Raw genomic sequence first — 20,377 nt, 5'->3', positions numbered from 1 at the left:
GATCCATTTCCACAAGGTGTGTGTTGCGCGTTTGGTGCTGAAGGCCACCTGTGAAGCGGATTGCTCACAACAGACTTGATAAAGGGCCATAAAGCGTTCGCGCGTCCTATGGTGAGGTTCTGATAATCCAGATTGATAGAGGCATTCTGGGGATTGATTCCATTTATCGTGTAGGACTTTAAGCATGAATCGAATAGTTATGGCAAAAAATGATCTGTAATTATACGTCTTGAATCGTTTTTCGTTTCATGCTTTGGATCAATTTATCTGCTCATTTAGAACCGTATGTTTCAAATGAGTTTTGGTTTAAGCAACAATATAATTATCTATAACTTATTGATATCGAAGATATTTATAGGCTTATAAATGCAATTGGGTTTAGGCCTTTATTTTTACTGCCTCAGATCAGAGTAAGAGTAGGAAGTAGCTGTTGATTTACTATTTTCAAGATTGAAATGAGCAGATGGCAAAGTAAGCTCATGCGAATCAAAAAAGAATCTTTTCAGCTGATTGACACTTTCCTGATATTCTGAAAGCGGAATGGCTGTGCCAGCCAAGCCATACTTCATGGCACACTTCTCTACGATAGTTTTGTATACAGATTGTAAGTACTGAATCTGCTCAGTGGTTGATCCATCTCTGACTTTCTGAGATGTTTTTTCAAACGCAGTTGTCAGCAAACGCTTTAATTCTTGGCTAAATAGAGTGCCTTCTAACCCCTTCGAGAGTGTGAAATTGATCTTTCCTTGATCGAAACAAAGCCTCACACCATGAGTCACTACTAATGGACTGGAAGCACCAATACTCTGATCAATCCGTTCAAGTTGTTCTTTATCTTCTGCTGCTGAAAAAACAAAAAAAACCGTATTAGCCTTATCAGGCGCAGTCGGTCGTCCTGTTAGAGTAAGGCAATCTTCTGGTACGCTTCCTTGAAGAGGTGTTGGCGGATCAAGTGTTAGCAACAAAATATGAGTATTTGCTCTTGCTTGAGCACACAATTTGCCCGCATCTGTTGATTTAGATAAATAGGCATTTACGGTTGAAAAGTATCGAGCATAGTCTTTATCTTTGTTTTCAGAGAAGTTCTTTCTCGATTTTTTATAGGATTCAAACATTCCATTATTTTTATCAAGATCTTTTCGGTAGGATGTATCAATACAACACCAGCGGATGTATTGCTCAGGAACACCCATTTCGACTAAGTTGAGGTGAATCATTTGCTCCATTAAAAGATTACCTGCACCTATTGAAATTAGAGTAAGCGGTATGGCTTGGTCAGGATCGAAAGATTGGTGAACCCAATTAAGTACATTATTAATCGTATGTAATCTTGACTCATTACTGGCTATTTGAGGATGAGACTTCCATTGAAGGTTTGTATTTCGTAATTTTACACTATGAGATTCTCGATCTATGCGATGAGATTTGTCAGGGCAATCACTGATTTCAAATTTTTGCTTATCCTGTAAATCAGCGGGAGTCATGTTTATTTTTTTCAGTCTTGGTCTAGCGATCTGTGTCAAAATCTTATTTTCAATGTCAGGTGTAAATTTGTTTTGAGTTAAAAGATAACAAATACTTTGAACTAATTTTTCACGGACTTCTGAGTTTCGAGTCCTCTCAGCACAATTTACATACCGATCAATTTCTGGGTTATCTAAACGAATAATGGACCTAATTTTCAAGGCAATGGCGGGACTTTGACTAATGGCATCGGAAATTTTTTTGGAAACAGCGACCCTCCCATCAGATCTTGGCTCAAGTAGTGTGTAATTCAAAGTGTTAAAGTTATCAGCAATTACATTCATAGTATATTTATAGAGCTTCAATAAAATTCAGAACCCTCTTTGACTCATTTTTAGCTACTTTAGTTCAAAAAATCGCAGAAAATTGGGCCGGAGCTTGCTTGAATCCAACTTGACTCTTGAACTGTAACCTCAAAATTTCACTTCATATTGCGTCAGACTTGGCGCAGTACTCTAAATTGGCGCAGTACTCTAAATGGATCAAACTTGGACTTTGATAATATCCCCCCCACTGAGTCGGATTATCAGAGACTCAATGCCTGCTGGTTCATATGCCACTGCTGAGACTCACACCCTACTGAAACAGGCTGCACTGTTTGGCTTCCAAAGCGTTGATTGATTGCATCCAGTACCGACATCATCCGGGCATTTTCGGGGTTTGATGCTGCTGCCAGTAAATCCCCCTGAAAACCCTGGCCGGGTGCTCCGCCTGATTGATGTATGAATTATGTGCGCGAAGTCTTGCTTGCCTAAGGGGCATAAATACTGCTGGTTCTACTGATGATATGTGCCTATATAAAGCACATAAAGTGCTTGATCCCTTGAGTAACGTGACTTTCCAAGGAGTTACATTATTCAGGCTGAGCACCCCCCTGGCCGGAACAAAGATCCATCAGGGCGAAGCCTGCCTTTTTAGAAAATTGGGAGAGGGTCTTGAAAATCGCGTAGATATGTCGTAATCAGGCTTCCTGATCACGCCCTTCTGTGAAGGCTTCTTCAACGCCCAGTCGTTTAGCCACTTCAGAACACATATCGTAGACAGAACGACACTCATACAGTGGCTCAACAGCGGTGTCACAGAAAATCGCATACCCCATATTTCCGCATAACGGGCACTGGACGTAATGTGGTTTTCAATGACCACAATCATTTCACACTGAGATTCGTCCTGAAGAATTTCATGAGTACGATTGATATCGGAGTGCTGGTTGATAATGCAGTTACCCGCATAGTTCCAGATAAACTTGATAGACTGATTCAGTCGTTCAGCGCGACGAATACCATCGGTTTTATCCGTCATTTCAGAATGGCGATAAATCGCATCCGTCCACAGGAACATGGTAATCGGGCACTAAGAAGCTGTTCATAATCTTTTGCGAATAGCGAAAGGGAAAACGAGGAGAAAGATTGTGAACAGCTGCTAAGACTCAACCGCCATCCTTATCAAATCGAGAACATGACCTGATACCCCTTTGGTCTATATTTGGCTCACCGATGTTCCAAAACGGGATGCACGATGGAGTTCAAAGACTACTACAAGATTCTGGGTGTCGATCCTGACGCGGATAAAAAAACGATCAAAGCCGCCTATCGAAAGCTCGCCAGAAAGTATCATCCGGATGTCAGTGATCATCATGATGCTGAAAACCAGTTCAAGGCGGTTGCTGAAGCCTATGAAGTGCTCAAAGACGATGCCCGACGGGCAGAGTACGATGAGCTTCGACAATATGGCGGCTCTCAACAAAGCTTTCGTCCACCACCGGGTTGGCAATCGTCAGGCTCACAAGAAGGGAATGACGATTATTTTCAGGGCGATTTTTCAGATTTTTTCTCATCCATTTTTGGCTCCTCCGGCGGTTCACGATCCAGAGGTTTTGAAGGACGCCAATCATTTAGTCAGCGTGGACAAGATCTGGAAAAAGAGATGCCTGTATTTCTTGAAGATACTATGTCCCAAGAATCAAAAACGATCTCTTACAGCATTCCCCAATACGACGATAACGGTCGTATAACGGAGAAGAACAAAACCTTGAAGGTCAAAATTCCAGCCGGTGTTACTGATGGCGAGCATATCCGTTTGAAAGGGCAGGGGGCACCAGGAGTCGGAGGAGGAGAAAATGGCGATTTGTATTTACGTATCCGGTTAGTCCCTCACCCACTGTTTGACATAGAGGGGCATAATTTGATCATCACACTGCCAATCGCTCCATGGGAAGCCGCTTTGGGTGCAAAAATCACGGTACCTACACTCTCCGGAAAAATCAGTTTAACCATTCCGGAAAACAGTCAAAGCGGTCAACGATTGAGAGTGAAAGGCAAAGGCCTTCCGGGAAAAAAAGTGCATGGTGATCTTTATGCATTACTGAAAGTGGTCATGCCGGAGAACAATGAGCCCATTAAAGAACATTGGCAGAAAATAGCTGAGCTGGCGCCGTTCAATCCAAGAGCCGAGTGGAGTGAAGCATCATGAGTGAGACACAAACAACCCTCTTCAGCTTCACCGAAGTCTGCCTGCGAACCGGCGCAACCAAAGAAACCGTTATTGAAATTATTGAGCAGGGAATTATTGAGCCGTCAGGCACTTCAGCAGAGGAATGGCAATTCAGCCCGACGATGCTGCTGATAACCAATAAGGCTGTGCGCTTACACCGCGAACTTGATGTGGACTGGCCAGGCATTGCTCTGGCGATGGATTTGTTGAGGAAGCTCGATCAACTGAAACACGAAAATCGTCATCTGAAACGACGGCTTAGTCGCTTCACTCCGGGTATTCTGCCCCCGTAATTAAACAATTCAAGAGATTGTCACAACCCCTCTGGCTCCCATGCTTTGAGGGTGTCGCAAAAGCCCTGACTCCCATGTTTTGCGTGGGAACCCATACATCTATCTATTTGAAAATTACGAGGTATGCATTCCCACGCGGAGCATGGGAACGAGGTGTTTGGAGTTTTGCGACAACCTCGCTTTGCGTGGGAACGAGGTGTTTTGAGTTCTGCAGCAGCCTCGGAGCATAGACACGAGACGCCGAAGAAAGCCCCATTTTTTAATGGGGCCGTTCCATCATCATTAAGCCGACAATTGACGTACTTCTTCCGCCAAGGACAGAGTCAGTGCTTCACGGGCGATTTGCTGGCACTGTTCGTAGTTCAGGCTGCGAACACGGGCTTTGACCACCGGAATAGCCGGCACACTCACCGACAACTCCTGAACACCCAGACCTACCAGCACAGGAACCGCTGCCGGATCACTGGCCAGGCTACCGCAGATACCCGTCCACTTGCCTTCTTTGTTGGCCGCTTTTACGGTCATATCAATCAGGCGCAGAACCGCAGGATGCAGACCATCCACACGAGCCGCCAGTTTTGGATGACCACGGTCAACTGCCAGGGTGTACTGGGTCAGGTCGTTGGTACCGATTGAGAAAAAATCCACTTCTTTGGCAAAGTGATCCGCCAACAATGCAGCAGAAGGCACTTCGATCATAATGCCTACTTCTACTTTAACGCCGGAATTTTCCTGCTCTTCCAGAACCAGCTTTTTCACCGCACGGAATTCATCAATGGAGCTGACCATTGGAAACATAATGCGGGCATAGCCGGCATGTGCCGCCTGAAGAATCGCACGAACCTGTTTGCGCAACATGGTCGGACGATTGATACCGATACGCACGCCACGCTCACCCAGGAACGGATTCTCTTCTCTTGGCAATGGCAAATAAGCCAGCGGTTTGTCACCGCCTACGTCGAGGGTACGAATAATTACCGGACGATCTTTGCCCATCGTCGTCAAAATGGCTTCATAGGCTTTCACCTGCTCATCCATCGACGGCTCAACCGCACGCTCCATATAAAGAAATTCTGAACGCAACAGACCCACCGCTTCAGCGCCCATTTTCACCGCTTTTTCTGCATCATCGTTGTTAGCGATGTTGGCAGCAATCTCAACATGATGTCCGTCTTGAGTCACCGCAGGCTGATCCGCGACTTTCAGGGCTTCTTCATGTTCCGTAGCAGCACGTTCCTGACGGGCAACGGTTCTACCGATTTCTTCCTGCGTCGGGTTAACCAGAACATAACCCTTGTTGGTATTCAGGATAACGTCGGTGCCATTGTCGTAGTCACGTACGCTGGCAGGCACGTTCACCAGGTATGGAATACCCAGAGAACCGGCCAAAATGGCTGCGTGGGAAGTCGCGCCACCGTGAAGTGTGACAATACCAATCACACGACTGCGGTCCAGCGTGACCACTTCAGACGGCGTAATATCTTCCAGACACAGAATGGTATTTTCCGGCATTTGTTCGTTGGCATCGTCAATGCCCATGAGCACACGCAGCACCCGAAGACCAACGTCTTCTACATCGATAGCGCGAGCCGCCAGCATAGGGTTATCCAGCTTGCGCATATCGTCGGCTTCTGCCAGAAAGCTTTTGTGCCAGGCCCACATAGCGCTTTTGCCGGTCTCAATCAGCTTGTGAGCTCGCTCACTGATGGCTGGATCGTCCAGCAGCTGCTGATGGGCAACAAACACTTCAGCATGACCGCCAACGTGTTCAGCTTCCATTTTGGTAACCAGCTTTTGCAATGCTTCGCGGGCTTGCTGAATACCGTAATCCAACTGCCCAAGCTCATCTGCAATGCCAACACCTTCTTCCGGGTAGCTTGGAAGTTCCTGCTCAAGGTGACGCAGCTTACCAATCGCCATGCCCGGTGCTGCTTTAACGCCCGGTAAACGACCATCCTCGCCTTCTACTGGCCCCAGCAGCGGTGCTTCTTCAGGTTCAGCTTCAACTGTTGTTGGCGCAACAAATCCGGAAACATCTTCTCCCAGACCGCTCTCGAATCCTTCAAGTACAGCAGTCATGGCATCCTGAGCATCAGGCCCCGTCACTGTGATTTCGAGATTAGAGCCCATCACTGTCGACAAGCCCATCATGGCTGTCAGACTGTTGGCTTTGCACTCTTTGCTGTTATCACGGTTCAGTATGGTGACATCAGAGTTAAAACGTTTGATGATCTGAATCAGCGTGGCAGAAGGACGGGCATGCAGGCCAACCGGATTCTTCAGTACAAAAGGCTCCACCAACGTGATGGATTCCTGCTGAACTGCCGGAACGGCTTCAGATACCAAGCTCGCCGCTTCTTGCTCAGCGTTATCACCGATGGCAAATACTTTGCTCTGGCCAGCGGTCACTTTGCTGCCCTGATTAATGACGACACCGGTTTCGCCGGTGGTGATCATGATAGCGGTCTGAAGACTGGCAGCTTTGGCACCCACGACCTCGGCGTCGAAAGACAGCAACTTCTGACCAACAGTGACTTTGTCGCCTATGCTGACAAAGGCTTCGAAACCTTCACCCTTCAAAACAACCGTATCAACACCAACGTGAATCAGTATCTCCAAGCCCGCGTCGGTTTTAATAGCGACCGCATGCTTAGCGTCGTGTAACTGGCTGATCGTGCCTTCACAGGGTGCAAGGACTACAGAATCTGCCGGATCAATGGCAACACCATCACCAATCAGTCGACCAGCAAAAACCGGATCAACAGACTCATCAATGGAACGTAACGTACCTGAGAGAGGTGCCACCAGAGAGAGAGTTACAGTAGAAGTCATGCAGGAACCTCAATTTTGGACAGATCCTCCGTAGCAGGGATCTTTTTCATTTCTTCAGCGATGTCCTGAGCCATTGGTCCAACCACTACCTGCAGATTATTATCACCTACACGCACGACAGCTGCCGCACCGATGGCTTTCAGCTGGGCGTCGGTGACTACAGTGTTATCTTTCAGGGTCAGACGTATACGGGTGACACAGGCGTCAATTCGGGTAGCATTGCCATACCCACCCACCAGTTTCAGACACTGCTTTGCAAACAGTGAAGCATTGATTTCAACTGCTTTTCTGGTTTCAGAAGCGGTTGTGGCAGGAGTGCTGGCGGACACGGGTGGTTCGCTGACAGGCGCTGATGGTTTTGATGAAACGGCATCATCACCGGATAAATTCAGGGCTTTTTTCAGCCGCTGGAAGAAACCTAAACTACTCATGATTCATCAACCACCAGTTACTACTCATACATTCGCAGAAATGCTCCAATAAAAATGCCGCAAACGCGGCACTCTTATCACAGCCCTTCTGTGACCTGCCCGAGAAATTAGAAAGTGCTTCACTCCACATGCACAGAGTTTGGCAATCTCACTAAACATGAATGCCAGCCAGTTAAGTAGTATTCACTATTATGGCCGGCACATCATTCCTGGCAGGTCAGGACTTTGAACTAATTACCCTTTTTAAGGGAGGCGTATACTACCCAGATCTTCATCTGCAGCAATCTTTTTCATCTCTCCGGCAATAATTTCTGCCTTTGGACCAAGAATAATCTGCAGATTTTTCTCACCGACTCGGATCATGCCACTGGCGCCCAGCGCCTTAACTACACGCTCGTCTGCCACCGCTGGATCTTTCAGCGACAATCTCAGGCGAGTAATACAGGCATCAATACTGGTGACGTTATTTAGACCACCAATAGCTTTTAAATACTGGCGTGCCTCGTAAGCATTATCACTCATGCCCTGCTTGTCTTCTGTTGATACTGCAGCGCCAGCAGTTTCATCTTCATCTTCACGACCCGGCGTTTTCAGGTTGAAGATTTTAATGGCGAAGTAGAAAACACAGAAGTAGATAACCGCAAATACAAGACCAATGACGACCAGTGTCCATGGATTAGTTGCCAATCCCCAGTTTAGCACCATGTCAAACAGACCGGCGGAGAAACCGAATCCATGCAGGGTGCCCATGGCGTTAGTCACTACCAGAGAGAGACCAGTTAATACGGCGTGTGCCGCATAAAGCGCTGGCGCCATAAACATGAACAGGAACTCCAGAGGCTCAGTAATACCGGTCAGAAACGCCGTCAGGCCTACTGAGAACAGCACACCACCAACCTGCGCACGACGACTTTTATCAGCAGTCAGATACATAGCCAATGCAGCAGAAGGAAGACCAAACATCATTACCGGGAAGAAGCCGGTCATGAAGACACCTGCGGTTGGATCGCCAGCAAAGAAGCGATGCAGGTCACCGTTAACAATATCGCCGGCAACGTTAGTGAAATCACCCAGACCAAACCAGAAGTAGGAGTTCAGTACGTGATGCAAACCGAAAGGAATCAAGCCTCGGTTTAACGTACCGTAAACGAACTGGCCAATGGCGCCAGAATCGGCAACAGCGTGACCAAAGGCATCAATGCCACTTTGAATGCCAGGCCATACATACCCACTGACCCAACCAATCAACAGCATAAACAGACCGGTCATGATCGGCACCAGTCGTTTACCACCAAAGAAAGCAAGGTAGTCTGGTAAAGAAGCCGCATGGAAACGATTATAAGAATGTCCGGCGACAATACCGCTGATGATGCCGCCAAAGAACGACATATCAATATCCGGATTAATGGTAGCGGTGGTTGCTTTTAAAATGAAAAAGCCAACAGCACCAGCGATGGCAGCAGCACCTGCGCCATCAATAGACAGACCAACGGCAATACCCATGGCAAACAGTAATGCAAGATTACTGAATACGGCGTTACCCGCCTCTGCCATAAATGGAATGCCAAGCAAGTCTGGCTGACCCAGGCGAAGCAAGAGCGCCGCCACAGGCAAAACGGCAATGGGCAGCATCAGCGCCTTGCCGAGTTTCTGTAAGTAACCCAAAACGTTCATGATCGATCAACCGTTATATAGTTTTAGTGAGTAGGTACATCTGTACGTATTACCGCTACAGCTTACCCATTTATTTTTCGAAAAAAAATATAAACCCTCAAAACTTTGATAAGGATCAACAAAAACCAGTCATTATTCGCCTTGACAGACAAATTTAACGCCATTTATTTTCCATCGAAAAATATATAATCTATTATAAATGAAACACCTTCCACCAGACACAAAATTCGAGTACTGAAACATGCGATTCATCCCTCTCAAGGACAAACCTTCTGTTGGTCAATGGGCTGCCCGCTACATTGTTCAGCGCATCAACGCTTTTAACCCAACAGCGGAACGCCCGTTTGTACTCGGCCTCCCTACGGGCGGCACCCCAATTCCGACTTATCAGGAACTGGTTCGCCTACATCAGGCGGGAGAGGTTAGCTTTGCTCATGTTGTCACATTCAATATGGATGAATATGCTGGACTTCCGGCAGATCACCCTGAGTGTTACCGGGTATTCATGCATCGAAACTTCTTTGATCATGTGGACATCCCGGCAGTCAACATCAACTTTCTGGATGGCAACACCAGTGATCTGGAAGCAGAATGTCAGCGTTACGAAGAAGTCATCAAAAGCTATGGCGGTATTGAACTGTTCATGGGCGGCGTGGGACATGATGGTCACATTGCTTTTAACGAACCGGGCTCTTCACTGGCATCCCGTACTCGCATCAAAACCCTGACCACTGAAACCCGTCAGGCAAACGCCCGTTTTTTTGATCAGGACATCAGCCTGGTACCCAAGCTGGCCCTGACTGTCGGCGTCGGTACGGTTCTGGATGCCCGTGAATTAATGATCCTGGCCACTGGTGCTGATAAATCACGCGCCGTACAGGCGACAGTGGAAGGTTCTGTCAACCATATGTGGACCATCTCTGCCCTGCAGCTGCACCCAAAGTCCATCATGGTCTGCGACGATCCTGCTACGCTGGATCTGAAAGTTCGTACCCTGCGTTATTTCCAGGATATTGAACACGACAACATCAAAGATTTTGCCTGAACGGAGTGATTCAACATGTCTGAAGAGTCGCCTTTCAGCCCGGAGCAAACTTATGCACTGGTTAATTTCAAACCATTGACCGGTCAACCGGAGCAGCCTGACTTCAACGCTATCATTATAGATAATGGTCGTATTTCAGCCACTTGCTCCGTTCAGGATATCCCTGAAAACGTTGAGAAGATCGATCTTCATGGCCTAACCCTCAGCCCGGGATTCATTGATCTCCAATTAAACGGCTGTGGTGGTGTGTTGTTTAATGCCGATATATCCGCCGACACACTGGATACCATGCACGAAGCAAACCTTCGATCCGGTTGCACAGCGTTTCTTCCCACACTGATCACCAGCGCGGATGAGGACATTCGCCGTGCTATTCAGGTCACCCGTGAGTACATGGCAAAGCACCCGGATCGTATTCCCGGTGTTCACCTTGAAGGCCCATACCTGAATAAAAAGCGCAAAGGTATCCACGACCCGGAGATTATCCGCACGCCCTCTGCCGAAATGATCGATTACATCTGCGACAATGCCGATGTGGTTGCCATGATGACACTGGCACCGGAATCCTGTCCGGAAGGCACCATTGAAAAGCTCAGCAAGGCGGGCATTGTCGTTTCTCTTGGTCATACCAATGCGACCTGTGCTCAGGCCAAAATAGCAGAACAGGCCGGAGCCTCCTTTGCCACGCATCTACACAATGCGATGAGCCCGTTGGGCAGTCGTGAACCCGGCGTTGTCGGTGCTGTTTTTGATAGCCAGCGTCTTGGTGCCGGCATTATTGCGGACGGCCATCATCTGGCCTTTGAAAACCTGCGCATTGCTCATCGCATAATGGGCGATCGTCTGGTATTGGTCACTGATGCTACAACGCCTGCCGGCACTGAAATGGAAACGTTCCTCTTCGCTGGTCAGACCATTTACCACAAAGATGGAAAGTGCACTAACGCCGATGGTACGCTTGCCGGCTCAGCGCTGACCATGATTGAAGCGGTTGCCAATAGCATTGACGCCGGAATCGATGCGAATGCAGTGATTCGTATGGCAACCATCAATGCAGCAAGAGCCATCCATCAAGCGAAAAATATGGGAAGCATCGCTATTGGGCAGTATGCCAATCTGGCGATCTTTAACGACAGTTTCCAGATGCGTGGAACGGTCAGTGGCGGAACATTAAAGTTGAATCAACAGTGATAGGGATATCATGACATCTGTAATTGCCAATCTGGATTTTGTCAAAGAGCGCAATGTTTCAGCCGTCTATAAGGCGATTGTTGAACATGGCTCTATATCCAGAATTCAGATTGCCAGACAGTGTCGTCTTGCTGCCGGCAGCGTTACCCGCATCACCCGGCAGCTAATGGATGCAGATCTGATTGTTGAGCAGGAGCAGCAAACCTCTGAGCGCGGTCGTCGGGCTACTTCTCTGGCGCCGACTCAAGGCCAGCTGCAGATTCTTGCAGCCCGGGCCGGTAGAACACGGCTTCATATTGGTCTTTGTGATATCTCCGGTAAGCTGCTTGCTAAATATTCAGAACCACTGCACCCCCACAGTGAAAATGAATTTACCGAACAGTTGTTATCCGCTCTGAAAACTTTTCTCCGGAAACAGAAAAAACATATCCGTTGCCTGGCGGGTGTTGGTATTACAACACCCGGCCTGGTGAACTCTGCCACCGGCATCGTGACCTTTATGCCACACCTGTCAGTGCATAACCTGCCACTGGCTGAGCACGTTTCCAATGCCCTTGGCATTCCCTGCTATATCAACAACTTTATAGCCTCCATGGCATTGGCTGAACATCACTTTGGAGTGACCCGTGATGTGAAAAACAGCCTGTTGGTCAGCGTCCACAATGGTGTTGGTGCAGGCATGATTCTGGATGGCAAACTCTACGAAGGCAGCACGTTAGCCGTCGGTGAAATTGGCCATATCCAGATCGAACCACTGGGCGCCCGCTGTTATTGTGGAAATTTTGGTTGTCTGGAAACGCTGGTCAGCAATTCAGCCATTGAAGAGCGGTGTCATAAACTACTGGCGTCTGGTGTTCCCAGCACGCTTAAAGCCAGAGCGGACATGACTGCCATCTGTAAAGCGGCCAATAAAGGTGACAAATTAGCCACTGACCTTTTGAAAGAAGCCGCTGGCAATCTTGGCCGAGCCATTGCTATGGGTGTTAATCTGTTGCGACCAGACAAGGTCGTTCTGGCTGGAGAAATGTGTCAGGCATTCGATGTTATTCATCCGGTCATCAAACACTGCCTTCATACCCAGACCGTATCGGTGAATCCTAACCTGGAAACCGATGTCGTCTGTTCATCCCTTTATGATAGCCCCTGGTATGGCGGATTTACGCTGGTAAGAAAAGCATTGCTGCAGGATGGCTTAATTTTGAAATACATTCATTAATAACTCAGTAGTAACGGTTAAGTGGCACAGATGACTTTATAGTTTTTAAAATTCTTCCAATTTATGTCGTTCACAACTTCCCTAATCACCTGATATTGACGACTTTCAGGTTTTGGAAGTTCAATGGTATTACCCTCACATTCATGCTAATGACCGGTGTAATGATCAATGAGATGGTAAATGAGCCCGTTGCAAAAATTGATGGCATAGTTCTGTATCTTCAAATTCCAGCGTCAAGCAACACAAAAATACGTTTTATGTACAAATGCACTGTATGACTATTGATCACTAAAATTTGTGACACAGATCACAAAAAGCAGACATCAGAGATGCTTTTTATAAAAATACCAGACGACCAAACTTTTCTGTTACAAACCCTGAAAAAGGCAACGTTTTTCACCAATTTCAAAAGACTTGCTGAGAAAAAGCACATACTCTAATGCTTAGGAACTGTCCCTGAATAACTTCACTGCTCAGAGAAGCGTTTTCCGTTGTCCGTAAAAGCACAAGCAGCAAGGATTTTACGGTAAACGAACAACGGTTCTGGTTAAATGTGGAAGTTATTTTGTGACAGTTCCTTAGCTCACTATTAAAGGTTTGAGTAAGACTCCTTTACACCCATATAGCAATAGCGTACAGATACCCGAGATAATAATTTCCCCGGTGTTATCAGAAAGCACCTGACCAAAATAATAATATATTGATACGGACTGTTACCGTGGCAAAAAAATTCGCACCTCGTCAGCTAACCCTATCCGTTGGCATTCTGGTTATCTGCATTCTCATTGCCGTTGCCCTTTCCAGCTGGAAGGAAACACCTGAAAAAGAGCGTGAGCCTGATCCGGTTCCTCTCGTCGATAGCATAATACTGGAACCACAATCACTGCAGTTGACCATTAACAGTCAAGGTGTCGTGTCCCCATCCATAGAAACGACAATGGTTTCTGAAGTATCTGGTGTTGTTAAATCGGTTTCTACCGCCTTTGTCAGTGGTGGTGTCTTCAAGAAAGGCGATGTGCTGGCGCGTATTGACGACAGTGACTATCAAGTTTCACTAAGCCAGGCTGAAGCCTCATTAGCGGCCAGTACCGCACGTTTACAGGAAGAAAGCGCCCGTGCCGAAGCGGAAAAGAAAAGTTGGCTGAAAAGCGGTAAAAAACTGGATGCGGCTCCAGCACTCTTGTTAAGAACACCGTACGTTGCCGAAGCTCGCGCCAATGTAAAGGCGGCAGAAGCCCAATTGCGCAAAGCTCAAAGAGACCTCGAGCGCACGCAGATTAAAGCCCCTTATGATGGCATGGTCAAAGAACGCACGCTCAACCTTGGGCAATTTGTTATGGCTGGCAGTCAGGCTGGTTCGATTTTCTCTGTGGACAAGGCTGAAATTCGTTTACCGGTTAAATCGTCGGATCTGGCTTTTATTGCTATGCCTGCACCGGTGAAACTCACCCAGCGCTTTGGTCTTCAGGAGGTAAAATGGAACGCCGAACTGACGAGAGCGGAAGGTGTCGTCGACGACCGAAGTCGGATGCACTATGTGGTGGCAGAAGTTACTGACCCTTATGGTTTGAACGCGACAATACCACAAACACCCCTAAAATCCGGTAGCTTTGCGCAGGCAGCAATCACTGGAAAATCCCTTGATGGCTTATTCCGTTTACCCAGAAATGCGATCTACGGTGATGGCAAAGTGTTGATCATTGATGAAAATAGCACTGTTCAGTTCCGCTCTATCAACCTGATCTACAGCGATAATACGGCGGTTTTCGTGAATGGCGGCCTGAAATCAGGCGACAGAATTTGTTTAACCCCACTTTCACTTCCCATCGAAGGCATGAAAGTGCGCATCAAAGGCGAACTTCTTACCGCAGAAACCATCGACCGCCCTGACGCGGCTTAAAGGAGGCAATTTATGAGCACTTCGTCCTCCGATAGCACGCAAAGCAATAAGGGCATTGTCGCCTGGTTTGCCAATAACCCGGTGGCTGCAAACCTGCTGATGATTCTGATCATTGCAGCGGGTCTGATGTCTGCCTTCACCATTAAAAAACGGATGTTTCCCGACTTTGCCACCAATACGGTACAGGTTGCTGTTGTCTATCCTGGTGCAGGCACGCTGGATATTGAACAAAGTGTTCTTCTGAAGGTTGAAGAGTCTTTGCGGGATATTCAGGGTATTAAAGAAGTAAAGTCTCTGGCCTGGGAAGGCTATGGTCAAGTTCAGGCTGAACTGGACTCTGGCTACGATATTGACCAGCTATACGACGATGTAAAAACAGCAGTGGATGGAATCACCAATCTCCCCGGCGATGCAGAAGACCCGGTAGTTTCCAAGCTGGAGCCCAATGAGCAGGTTTTGTTTGTAGGCCTATACGGTGATATAGACAAACTCTCCCTGCAAAGAACGGCGCAAAACCTTCAGGATCAACTGTTAACGCTCCCGGAAGTATTGAACACTAATCTGATCGGCGATGATGAGCTGGAAATCTCCATTCAAATCTCTGAAGCCTCATTGCGAGAGTATGGTTTAACCTTTAATGAAGTGGCTAACGCCCTGAGAAGAGGTTCCGTTGATGTTGCCGGCGGATCCATCAAAACCAGCGAAGGCGATATTGCGGTTAAAACCCGAGGACAGGCGTATAAAGGCATCGACTTTTCTGATTTCGTCATTCGAACCAATCCAGACGGCAGTCGACTTTTACTGTCGGACATTGCGTCCATTTATGATGGCTTTGAAGAAGAAAGCGGATTGTTCCGGTTTAATGGTCAGAATACTATTTCCATTGAAATCGTTTCCGAGACTCAAAGTAATGACCTGAAAACATCAGCAGCCGTCAAAGAATTCCTAAAAGAGTACGAGAATAAGCTGCCTCAGGGCGTTTCTGTAAAGATCTGGGGGGATATCTCTTACTACCTGGAAGGCCGCATCGATATGATGATGGAGAACATGTTCTTCGGGGCGATTCTGGTTTTCCTGCTGCTCAGTTTGTTTTTGCGTATACGGGTGGCAATCTGGGTTATTGTGGGTATTCCGGTCTGTTTCTTAGGCGCCATCTGGTTGATGCCTAATGGACTGTTACCCGTCTCCATCAACATGCTCAGCCTGTTTGCTTTTATACTGGTGCTGGGGATTGTGGTGGATGACGCCATTATCATTGGAGAGAGTGTTTACACGCGGATTTCCCGTCACGGACACACTATGGATAACGTTATCATCGGCGTTAATAAAGTTATTGTGCCTGCCACGTTTGGCGTATTAACGACCATGGCTGCCTTCATGCCTTTATTGTTTATTGAAGGCCGGGGAGCGCCCTTTTTTGAATCCATAACCATTGTTGTTATTTTCTGCCTGTTCTTTTCTCTGGTGGAATCAAAAATCATTCTGCCAGCTCATCTGGCTCACATGAAAAAGCTGGATCAGAATCAGGGGCCAAAAAGCAGAATCACCAAGCTTCAGGATCGATTCGCTCTCTGGTTTGAAGGGGTGATTGAACGCTATTATCTGCCGTTGATTCAATGGGTCACTATTAACCGCTATATCACTATTTTTGGTTTTGTTGGCTTGATGATCGTTCTGGGTGGCGTTATTAACAGCCCATTGGTTCGCTTCTCCTTTTTCCCGGAAGTGCCCAGTGAATACGTCCGGGTTAATCTATCGATGACGTCTGGCAGCACCATCGAGCAACGAAATAACGCATTAACCCGTCTTGAGCAGGCGATGCTGGAACTGGATCAGGAGTACCGCGACACACATCCTGACAGTAAAGGTGTGTACGAAAGCATCAATATCTGGTCCATGGGTGATAATGAAGGCTCGGCATTTGTTGAGCTGATTAAAAATGAATCCCGTAGCCTCAGCCCTCAAGAAGTGGAAGAGCAATGGCGGGAGAAAACCGGTGAGATTCCAGGTATTCAACAGCTGACGTTTTCTGCTGCACAGAATGCCGGTGGCAGTAAGCCCGTTTTCTTCAAATTGCAGGGCAAAGACAGCGAACACTTGGAGCAAGCCGCGGATGAGCTGGAAGCCTATCTAAACCGTTATGAAGGTCTGTTCGATGTAGAAAACTCGGCGGAAAGCGCCTCTGAAGAAGTGATTCTGGACATTCTGCCCAGTGGGCAAGCGTTAGGCCTCACACTTGCAGAACTAGGCAACCAAGTCAGGCAGGGTTTCTACGGCGAAGAGGTTCAGCGCATTCAACGTGGTCGTGAAGAAGTTAAGGTTATGCTTCGTTATCCTACAGAGGAACGTAACGATCTGAAAGATTTGGAAAGCGTCCGAATCCGAACGGCTGATGGCAGTCAGGTGCCGTTTTTTGAGGTTGCCAGCGTAGAAGCTTCTGAAGGTACGCCATTCATTCGCCGTACTGATGGTAAACGTTCACTGTCGGTCAGTGCGGATTTGGATACCAGCAAACTGGAAGCCAGCACGGTAGTCAAAGAGGTCATGAAGGAGTTGATGCCAGAGCTTAAAGGAAAATATCCGACAGTGGATATTCAAACCGGTGGTGCAACTCAAGAAGAGCAAAGCTCAATGCAGCAGCTGGCACTATTAACAATGGTGGCCTTGCTGGGTATTTATGCACTGATTGCTATTCCGCTGAAGTCCTATCTGCAGCCAATCATCATCATGGGTATCATTCCTTTTGGTTTGGTGGGTGCAGTGATTGGGCATATGCTTTTGGATCTGCAATTAAGCATGATGTCGATCTTTGGTTTGATTGCCCTCGCCGGTGTATTGGTGAACGACAGTTTAATTTTGGTGGATTTTATCAACAAAGCCAGAGAGCAGGGCATGCAGTTAACCGATGCGGTGATGAATGCTGGCCGTGAGCGTTTCCGGGCCATTGTACTGACGTCATTGACCACGTTCCTCGGCCTTGTGCCCATCACGTTGGAACAAAGCCTTCAGGCACAGTTTGTCATTCCCATGGCGGTATCACTGGGGTTCGGCATTCTGTTTGGTACAGTCATTACTCTGATGCTGACGCCGGCGCTTTACCTGATGGTGGAAGATATCAAACAATTTTTCCGTTCTCTGTTTGGTAACCAAAATCTAGCATCCCCTTAAATCAAATAATGCGGGTTATGGTTGATAGCGATCATATAACCTTAGCCCGTGTTGCCCTTTAAGTTGGCTCAGCACTTTTGGATATCGAAGGCTGCCAGGGGGGTAGCAGGTACTGAACCCGATAGGGGGCTTGGAGTGATAGGAAACAAATCTTCAGCCTGAAGCTTTAGAAGGTCGAGCGCATACAAAATTATCGTTTCCAGAGCAGCATCGTTTATAGCGTCTGGCATATGGCGGTAGTGCCTCACTTTAGCAACTTCTAAAGCAATTTTTTCAATTATGTTTTCAGCACTCAGTGACTCCTTTTGCAAGTAGAGCTGATACATAACAATAGCGGCAGGGCTTCTGTTTTTTCCTTCTTCACAGTGAATCTGTACATTCCCACAGTCCAACCTATTCACTATTTGTTTAGAAAACTCAGGCTTCAACGAACCTGCATCATCCCAACCATAAATCTGATCAACGCATACCTTGTACTTGTCAGCTACAGACTTATTTATGTCTGAGACTTTTAGTTCAACAATCACTTCCCTTGCATTTGTGGTTGATGAAGGCAATTCCCGCAATGTTTCAAGAGAGTTAATTTCCTTGACTGTTACCTCAACATCCTCATCAAAAGACCGACTGTCTCCAACATTGAGATCATCTGGAGCAAATATACAACCTTTGTTGCTTGCAGGCGGCATGTACTTTGGCTTGAACGGTGGATCTGCGAAAGCCACGACTCTCTGTACTTTGCTATCAGCTATCTGAAGCCAAAAATCCTTACCAAACTGATCATAATCGTCATTTGATCTTTTGACCTCAGGGCGCAATGAATGTACATATATATTCTGCTCATTATGCCCCTTGAATCGATAAAATTTAATTTCTTCATGTCTAGATACAACCGTGTTTGTACACTTTTCATTAAACCCATAATTTAAAGGCTTTTTTTTAATGGCGTTAATGATATGATCCAGAGCTAAAGACGATTTATTTCCCACTGAATGCAACTCTGGTAAAGAAATACCCGCTGCTACTCTTCGCCTTTCAAATAGAGATAACTTGTTTGGACGACGACTAGTATCCGAATTCACCCTACCACGGTTACTTTGAGCCTCTAAATGCATAAACTGCTCAGGTTTTTTTCTTGCTACTGCTGCAGCAAATCCAGCAGCGCTTCCAACGTTCATGCCATTTTCCTACCCAAAAACATTTAAATTAGACTCGTGGATGCAACACAAGTTCAACCTAAATATTTTTTTCTCCCCACAAGCATGTTAGAAATAGCCTCATAACAATAAAAAAAACAGGCTCCGTTTCATGAATCCCATTGTTTATGCCATACCGGTTTTCTTCTTGATGATTCTTATCGAAATCATCACCACAGTGGTTAGAAAGAAAGATTATTACCGGGTTAACGATGCTCTCAGTAGTTTGAGCACCGGCATGTTGAGCATAACCACCGGCGTTATCCTCAAACTGGGTATCTATACCCTGATCTATAACCACACTGCATTTATTTCATTAAATGGTGATGCTCTTTGGGTATGGGTACTGGGCTTTATACTGCAGGACTTTTTTTATTACTGGCATCATCGAAAAGGGCATGAGATGAATATTCTCTGGGCCGCCCATTCGGTTCATCATCAAAGTGAAGAATACAATTTGACCACAGCCCTGCGGCAAACCAGTACCAGTTTTTTCTCCGGCTGGGTCTTTTACGTACCAATGGCGGTGCTGGGCATTCCTCCCCACATCTTCTTAACGGTCAGCTTAATCAACCTGCTTTACCAATACTGGGTGCATACCCGTCATGTCCCAAAACTTGGGTGGTTTGAATGGTTCTTTGTCACGCCCTCAAATCATCGGGTTCATCATGCAAAAAACCGGAAGTATCTGGATAAAAACTACGGCGGTGTTTTTATTCTCTGGGATCGCCTGTTCGGCACGTTTATGGAAGAAGACGAGAACTACGAACCTATTCGCTACGGCACTCTGAAACCACTGCGCAGCTGGAATCCCTTATGGGCCAATCTGCACCTCTATATCGACATGGGTAAAGACGCGTGGCAAACCAAAAACTGGAAAGATAAGTTCACGCTCTGGTTTAGAAGAACCGGTTACCGCCCATCAGACGTCGCCAGCCCAATGACAATGCCAGATATTCACGCTTATCAGGATTACAACCCTGGAGCGAGCCTTACTCTGCAGATTTATGCTATTGCTCAGTTTTCTGTACTGGTGCTGGCAACCATCGCCCTGATGGCCATCAATCACGCAACACCTTATGGCTTCAATATACTCTGGACAGGAATACTGACACTGAATCTGATCAGTGTTGGCTGGTTACTGGAAAAGCCCTCCGGATTATTCTGGATGGAAATCACCAGATTCACTTTGTCGGGCGCTTCAGTATTCCTATCAAACCACTTTTGGCCCGGCTATCTTGATGCATGGCCATGGCAGTTTATTTTAGTCTCAGGATCGATATCCATTCTCTTATTGAGCAAAATTTCTAAAGCTAAGAATTGCCTTAATCAAAAAACAGCAAACAATATGACATAGAATCTGCTGCAACCGTCTGGTTGAAATAACACTTTTCAATCAGGCGGCACTTCTCTAAGC

General features: G+C 46.8%; 15 protein-coding genes. 8 read left to right on the top strand and 7 right to left on the bottom strand.

Annotation, left to right across the window (positions count from 1 at the left end; all coding sequences use genetic code 11):
* Window positions 1–392 precede the first annotated feature (392 nt).
* From AKL11_RS05670 to AKL11_RS05665, 3 genes are all read right to left on the bottom strand, one after another.
* Entirely contained in the window at window positions 393–1,808 is a 1,416-nt protein-coding gene (locus AKL11_RS05670; protein ID WP_067515643.1) for a hypothetical protein, read from the bottom strand.
* Window positions 1,809–2,050: 242 nt separating this feature from the next.
* Window positions 2,051–2,164 carry a DUF4113 domain-containing protein gene (locus AKL11_RS26590; RefSeq protein WP_366556849.1) on the bottom strand — a complete coding sequence of 38 codons (114 nt, stop codon included), beginning with the start codon at window positions 2,162–2,164 and terminating at the stop codon, window positions 2,051–2,053.
* 254 nt (window positions 2,165–2,418) lie between these two features.
* The gene (locus tag AKL11_RS05665) at window positions 2,419–2,865 is read right to left on the bottom strand and encodes a molybdopterin-dependent oxidoreductase (RefSeq protein WP_067515642.1); all 447 of its coding nucleotides are present in this window, start codon (window positions 2,863–2,865) and stop codon (window positions 2,419–2,421) included.
* Between the two features lie 177 nt (window positions 2,866–3,042).
* Between AKL11_RS05665 and cbpA the strand changes: the two genes are divergently transcribed.
* Together cbpA and AKL11_RS05655 are read left to right on the top strand one after the other, a co-directional pair.
* A complete protein-coding gene (gene cbpA / locus AKL11_RS05660; protein WP_067515641.1) occupies window positions 3,043–3,996 on the top strand; it encodes a curved DNA-binding protein in 954 nt (317 codons plus the stop codon).
* Complete coding sequence (locus tag AKL11_RS05655) at window positions 3,993–4,310, top strand: chaperone modulator CbpM (protein WP_067515640.1); 318 nt, start codon at window positions 3,993–3,995, stop codon at window positions 4,308–4,310. The genes cbpA and AKL11_RS05655 overlap by 4 nt, the downstream gene beginning before the upstream one ends.
* A 282-nt stretch (window positions 4,311–4,592) precedes the next feature.
* Here the strand turns inward: AKL11_RS05655 and ptsP are convergent, their stop codons facing one another.
* The 3 genes from ptsP to nagE form a co-directional block, all read right to left on the bottom strand.
* The gene (ptsP, locus tag AKL11_RS05650; RefSeq protein ID WP_067515639.1) at window positions 4,593–7,142 is read right to left on the bottom strand and encodes a phosphoenolpyruvate--protein phosphotransferase; all 2,550 of its coding nucleotides are present in this window, start codon (window positions 7,140–7,142) and stop codon (window positions 4,593–4,595) included.
* Entirely contained in the window at window positions 7,139–7,573 is a 435-nt protein-coding gene (locus AKL11_RS05645) for a PTS sugar transporter subunit IIB (RefSeq protein ID WP_067515638.1), read from the bottom strand. The genes ptsP and AKL11_RS05645 overlap by 4 nt, the downstream gene beginning before the upstream one ends.
* Window positions 7,574–7,816: 243 nt before the next feature.
* Entirely contained in the window at window positions 7,817–9,247 is a 1,431-nt protein-coding gene (nagE, locus tag AKL11_RS05640) for an N-acetylglucosamine-specific PTS transporter subunit IIBC (RefSeq protein WP_067515637.1), read from the bottom strand.
* 241 nt (window positions 9,248–9,488) lie between these two features.
* On the opposite strand from nagE, the gene nagB reads away from it, so the two are divergent.
* The 5 genes from nagB to AKL11_RS05615 all read left to right on the top strand — a co-directional run bounded on the left by nagB (window position 9,489) and on the right by AKL11_RS05615 (window position 17,767).
* A complete protein-coding gene (gene nagB / locus AKL11_RS05635) occupies window positions 9,489–10,292 on the top strand; it encodes a glucosamine-6-phosphate deaminase (protein ID WP_067515636.1) in 804 nt (267 codons plus the stop codon).
* Between the two features lie 15 nt (window positions 10,293–10,307).
* The gene (gene nagA / locus AKL11_RS05630; RefSeq protein ID WP_095210208.1) at window positions 10,308–11,483 is read left to right on the top strand and encodes an N-acetylglucosamine-6-phosphate deacetylase; all 1,176 of its coding nucleotides are present in this window, start codon (window positions 10,308–10,310) and stop codon (window positions 11,481–11,483) included.
* Window positions 11,484–11,493: 10 nt separating this feature from the next.
* Window positions 11,494–12,699: an ROK family transcriptional regulator gene (locus tag AKL11_RS05625; protein WP_067515635.1), complete on the top strand. Its 1,206-nt coding sequence runs from the start codon at window positions 11,494–11,496 to the stop codon at window positions 12,697–12,699.
* A gap of 718 nt (window positions 12,700–13,417) precedes the next feature.
* Window positions 13,418–14,599: an efflux RND transporter periplasmic adaptor subunit gene (locus AKL11_RS05620; RefSeq protein ID WP_067515634.1), complete on the top strand. Its 1,182-nt coding sequence runs from the start codon at window positions 13,418–13,420 to the stop codon at window positions 14,597–14,599.
* Window positions 14,600–14,611: 12 nt separating this feature from the next.
* Complete coding sequence (locus AKL11_RS05615) at window positions 14,612–17,767, top strand: efflux RND transporter permease subunit (protein WP_067515633.1); 3,156 nt, start codon at window positions 14,612–14,614, stop codon at window positions 17,765–17,767.
* 68 nt (window positions 17,768–17,835) lie between these two features.
* On the opposite strand, the gene AKL11_RS05610 is transcribed toward AKL11_RS05615, so the two are convergent.
* The gene (locus AKL11_RS05610; RefSeq protein WP_067515632.1) at window positions 17,836–18,942 is read right to left on the bottom strand and encodes a hypothetical protein; all 1,107 of its coding nucleotides are present in this window, start codon (window positions 18,940–18,942) and stop codon (window positions 17,836–17,838) included.
* A gap of 130 nt (window positions 18,943–19,072) precedes the next feature.
* Here AKL11_RS05610 and AKL11_RS05605 point away from each other — a divergent pair, with 130 nt between their 5' ends.
* Entirely contained in the window at window positions 19,073–20,317 is a 1,245-nt protein-coding gene (locus AKL11_RS05605) for a sterol desaturase family protein (RefSeq protein WP_067515631.1), read from the top strand.
* Window positions 20,318–20,377 lie beyond the last annotated feature (60 nt).

It is taken from the genome of Endozoicomonas ascidiicola, assembly GCF_001646945.1.
In the GTDB taxonomy this organism is placed as follows: Bacteria; Pseudomonadota; Gammaproteobacteria; order Pseudomonadales; family Endozoicomonadaceae; genus Endozoicomonas; species Endozoicomonas ascidiicola.
This window is presented reverse-complemented; position numbering and strand designations above follow the sequence as displayed.

Coding starts and splice junctions, on each gene's coding strand:
- AKL11_RS05665 (WP_067515642.1), bottom strand. CDS start 2,865: ATGTTCCTGTGGACGGATGCGATTTATCGCCATTCTGAAATGACGGAT.
- AKL11_RS05605 (WP_067515631.1), top strand. CDS start 19,073: ATGAATCCCATTGTTTATGCCATACCGGTTTTCTTCTTGATGATTCTT.
- AKL11_RS05610 (WP_067515632.1), bottom strand. CDS start 18,942: ATGAACGTTGGAAGCGCTGCTGGATTTGCTGCAGCAGTAGCAAGAAAA.
- AKL11_RS05625 (WP_067515635.1), top strand. CDS start 11,494: ATGACATCTGTAATTGCCAATCTGGATTTTGTCAAAGAGCGCAATGTT.
- AKL11_RS05670 (WP_067515643.1), bottom strand. CDS start 1,808: ATGAATGTAATTGCTGATAACTTTAACACTTTGAATTACACACTACTT.
- AKL11_RS05645 (WP_067515638.1), bottom strand. CDS start 7,573: ATGAGTAGTTTAGGTTTCTTCCAGCGGCTGAAAAAAGCCCTGAATTTA.
- cbpA (WP_067515641.1), top strand. CDS start 3,043: ATGGAGTTCAAAGACTACTACAAGATTCTGGGTGTCGATCCTGACGCG.
- nagE (WP_067515637.1), bottom strand. CDS start 9,247: ATGAACGTTTTGGGTTACTTACAGAAACTCGGCAAGGCGCTGATGCTG.
- ptsP (WP_067515639.1), bottom strand. CDS start 7,142: ATGACTTCTACTGTAACTCTCTCTCTGGTGGCACCTCTCTCAGGTACG.
- AKL11_RS05615 (WP_067515633.1), top strand. CDS start 14,612: ATGAGCACTTCGTCCTCCGATAGCACGCAAAGCAATAAGGGCATTGTC.
- AKL11_RS05655 (WP_067515640.1), top strand. CDS start 3,993: ATGAGTGAGACACAAACAACCCTCTTCAGCTTCACCGAAGTCTGCCTG.
- nagB (WP_067515636.1), top strand. CDS start 9,489: ATGCGATTCATCCCTCTCAAGGACAAACCTTCTGTTGGTCAATGGGCT.
- AKL11_RS26590 (WP_366556849.1), bottom strand. CDS start 2,164: ATGTCGGTACTGGATGCAATCAATCAACGCTTTGGAAGCCAAACAGTG.
- nagA (WP_095210208.1), top strand. CDS start 10,308: ATGTCTGAAGAGTCGCCTTTCAGCCCGGAGCAAACTTATGCACTGGTT.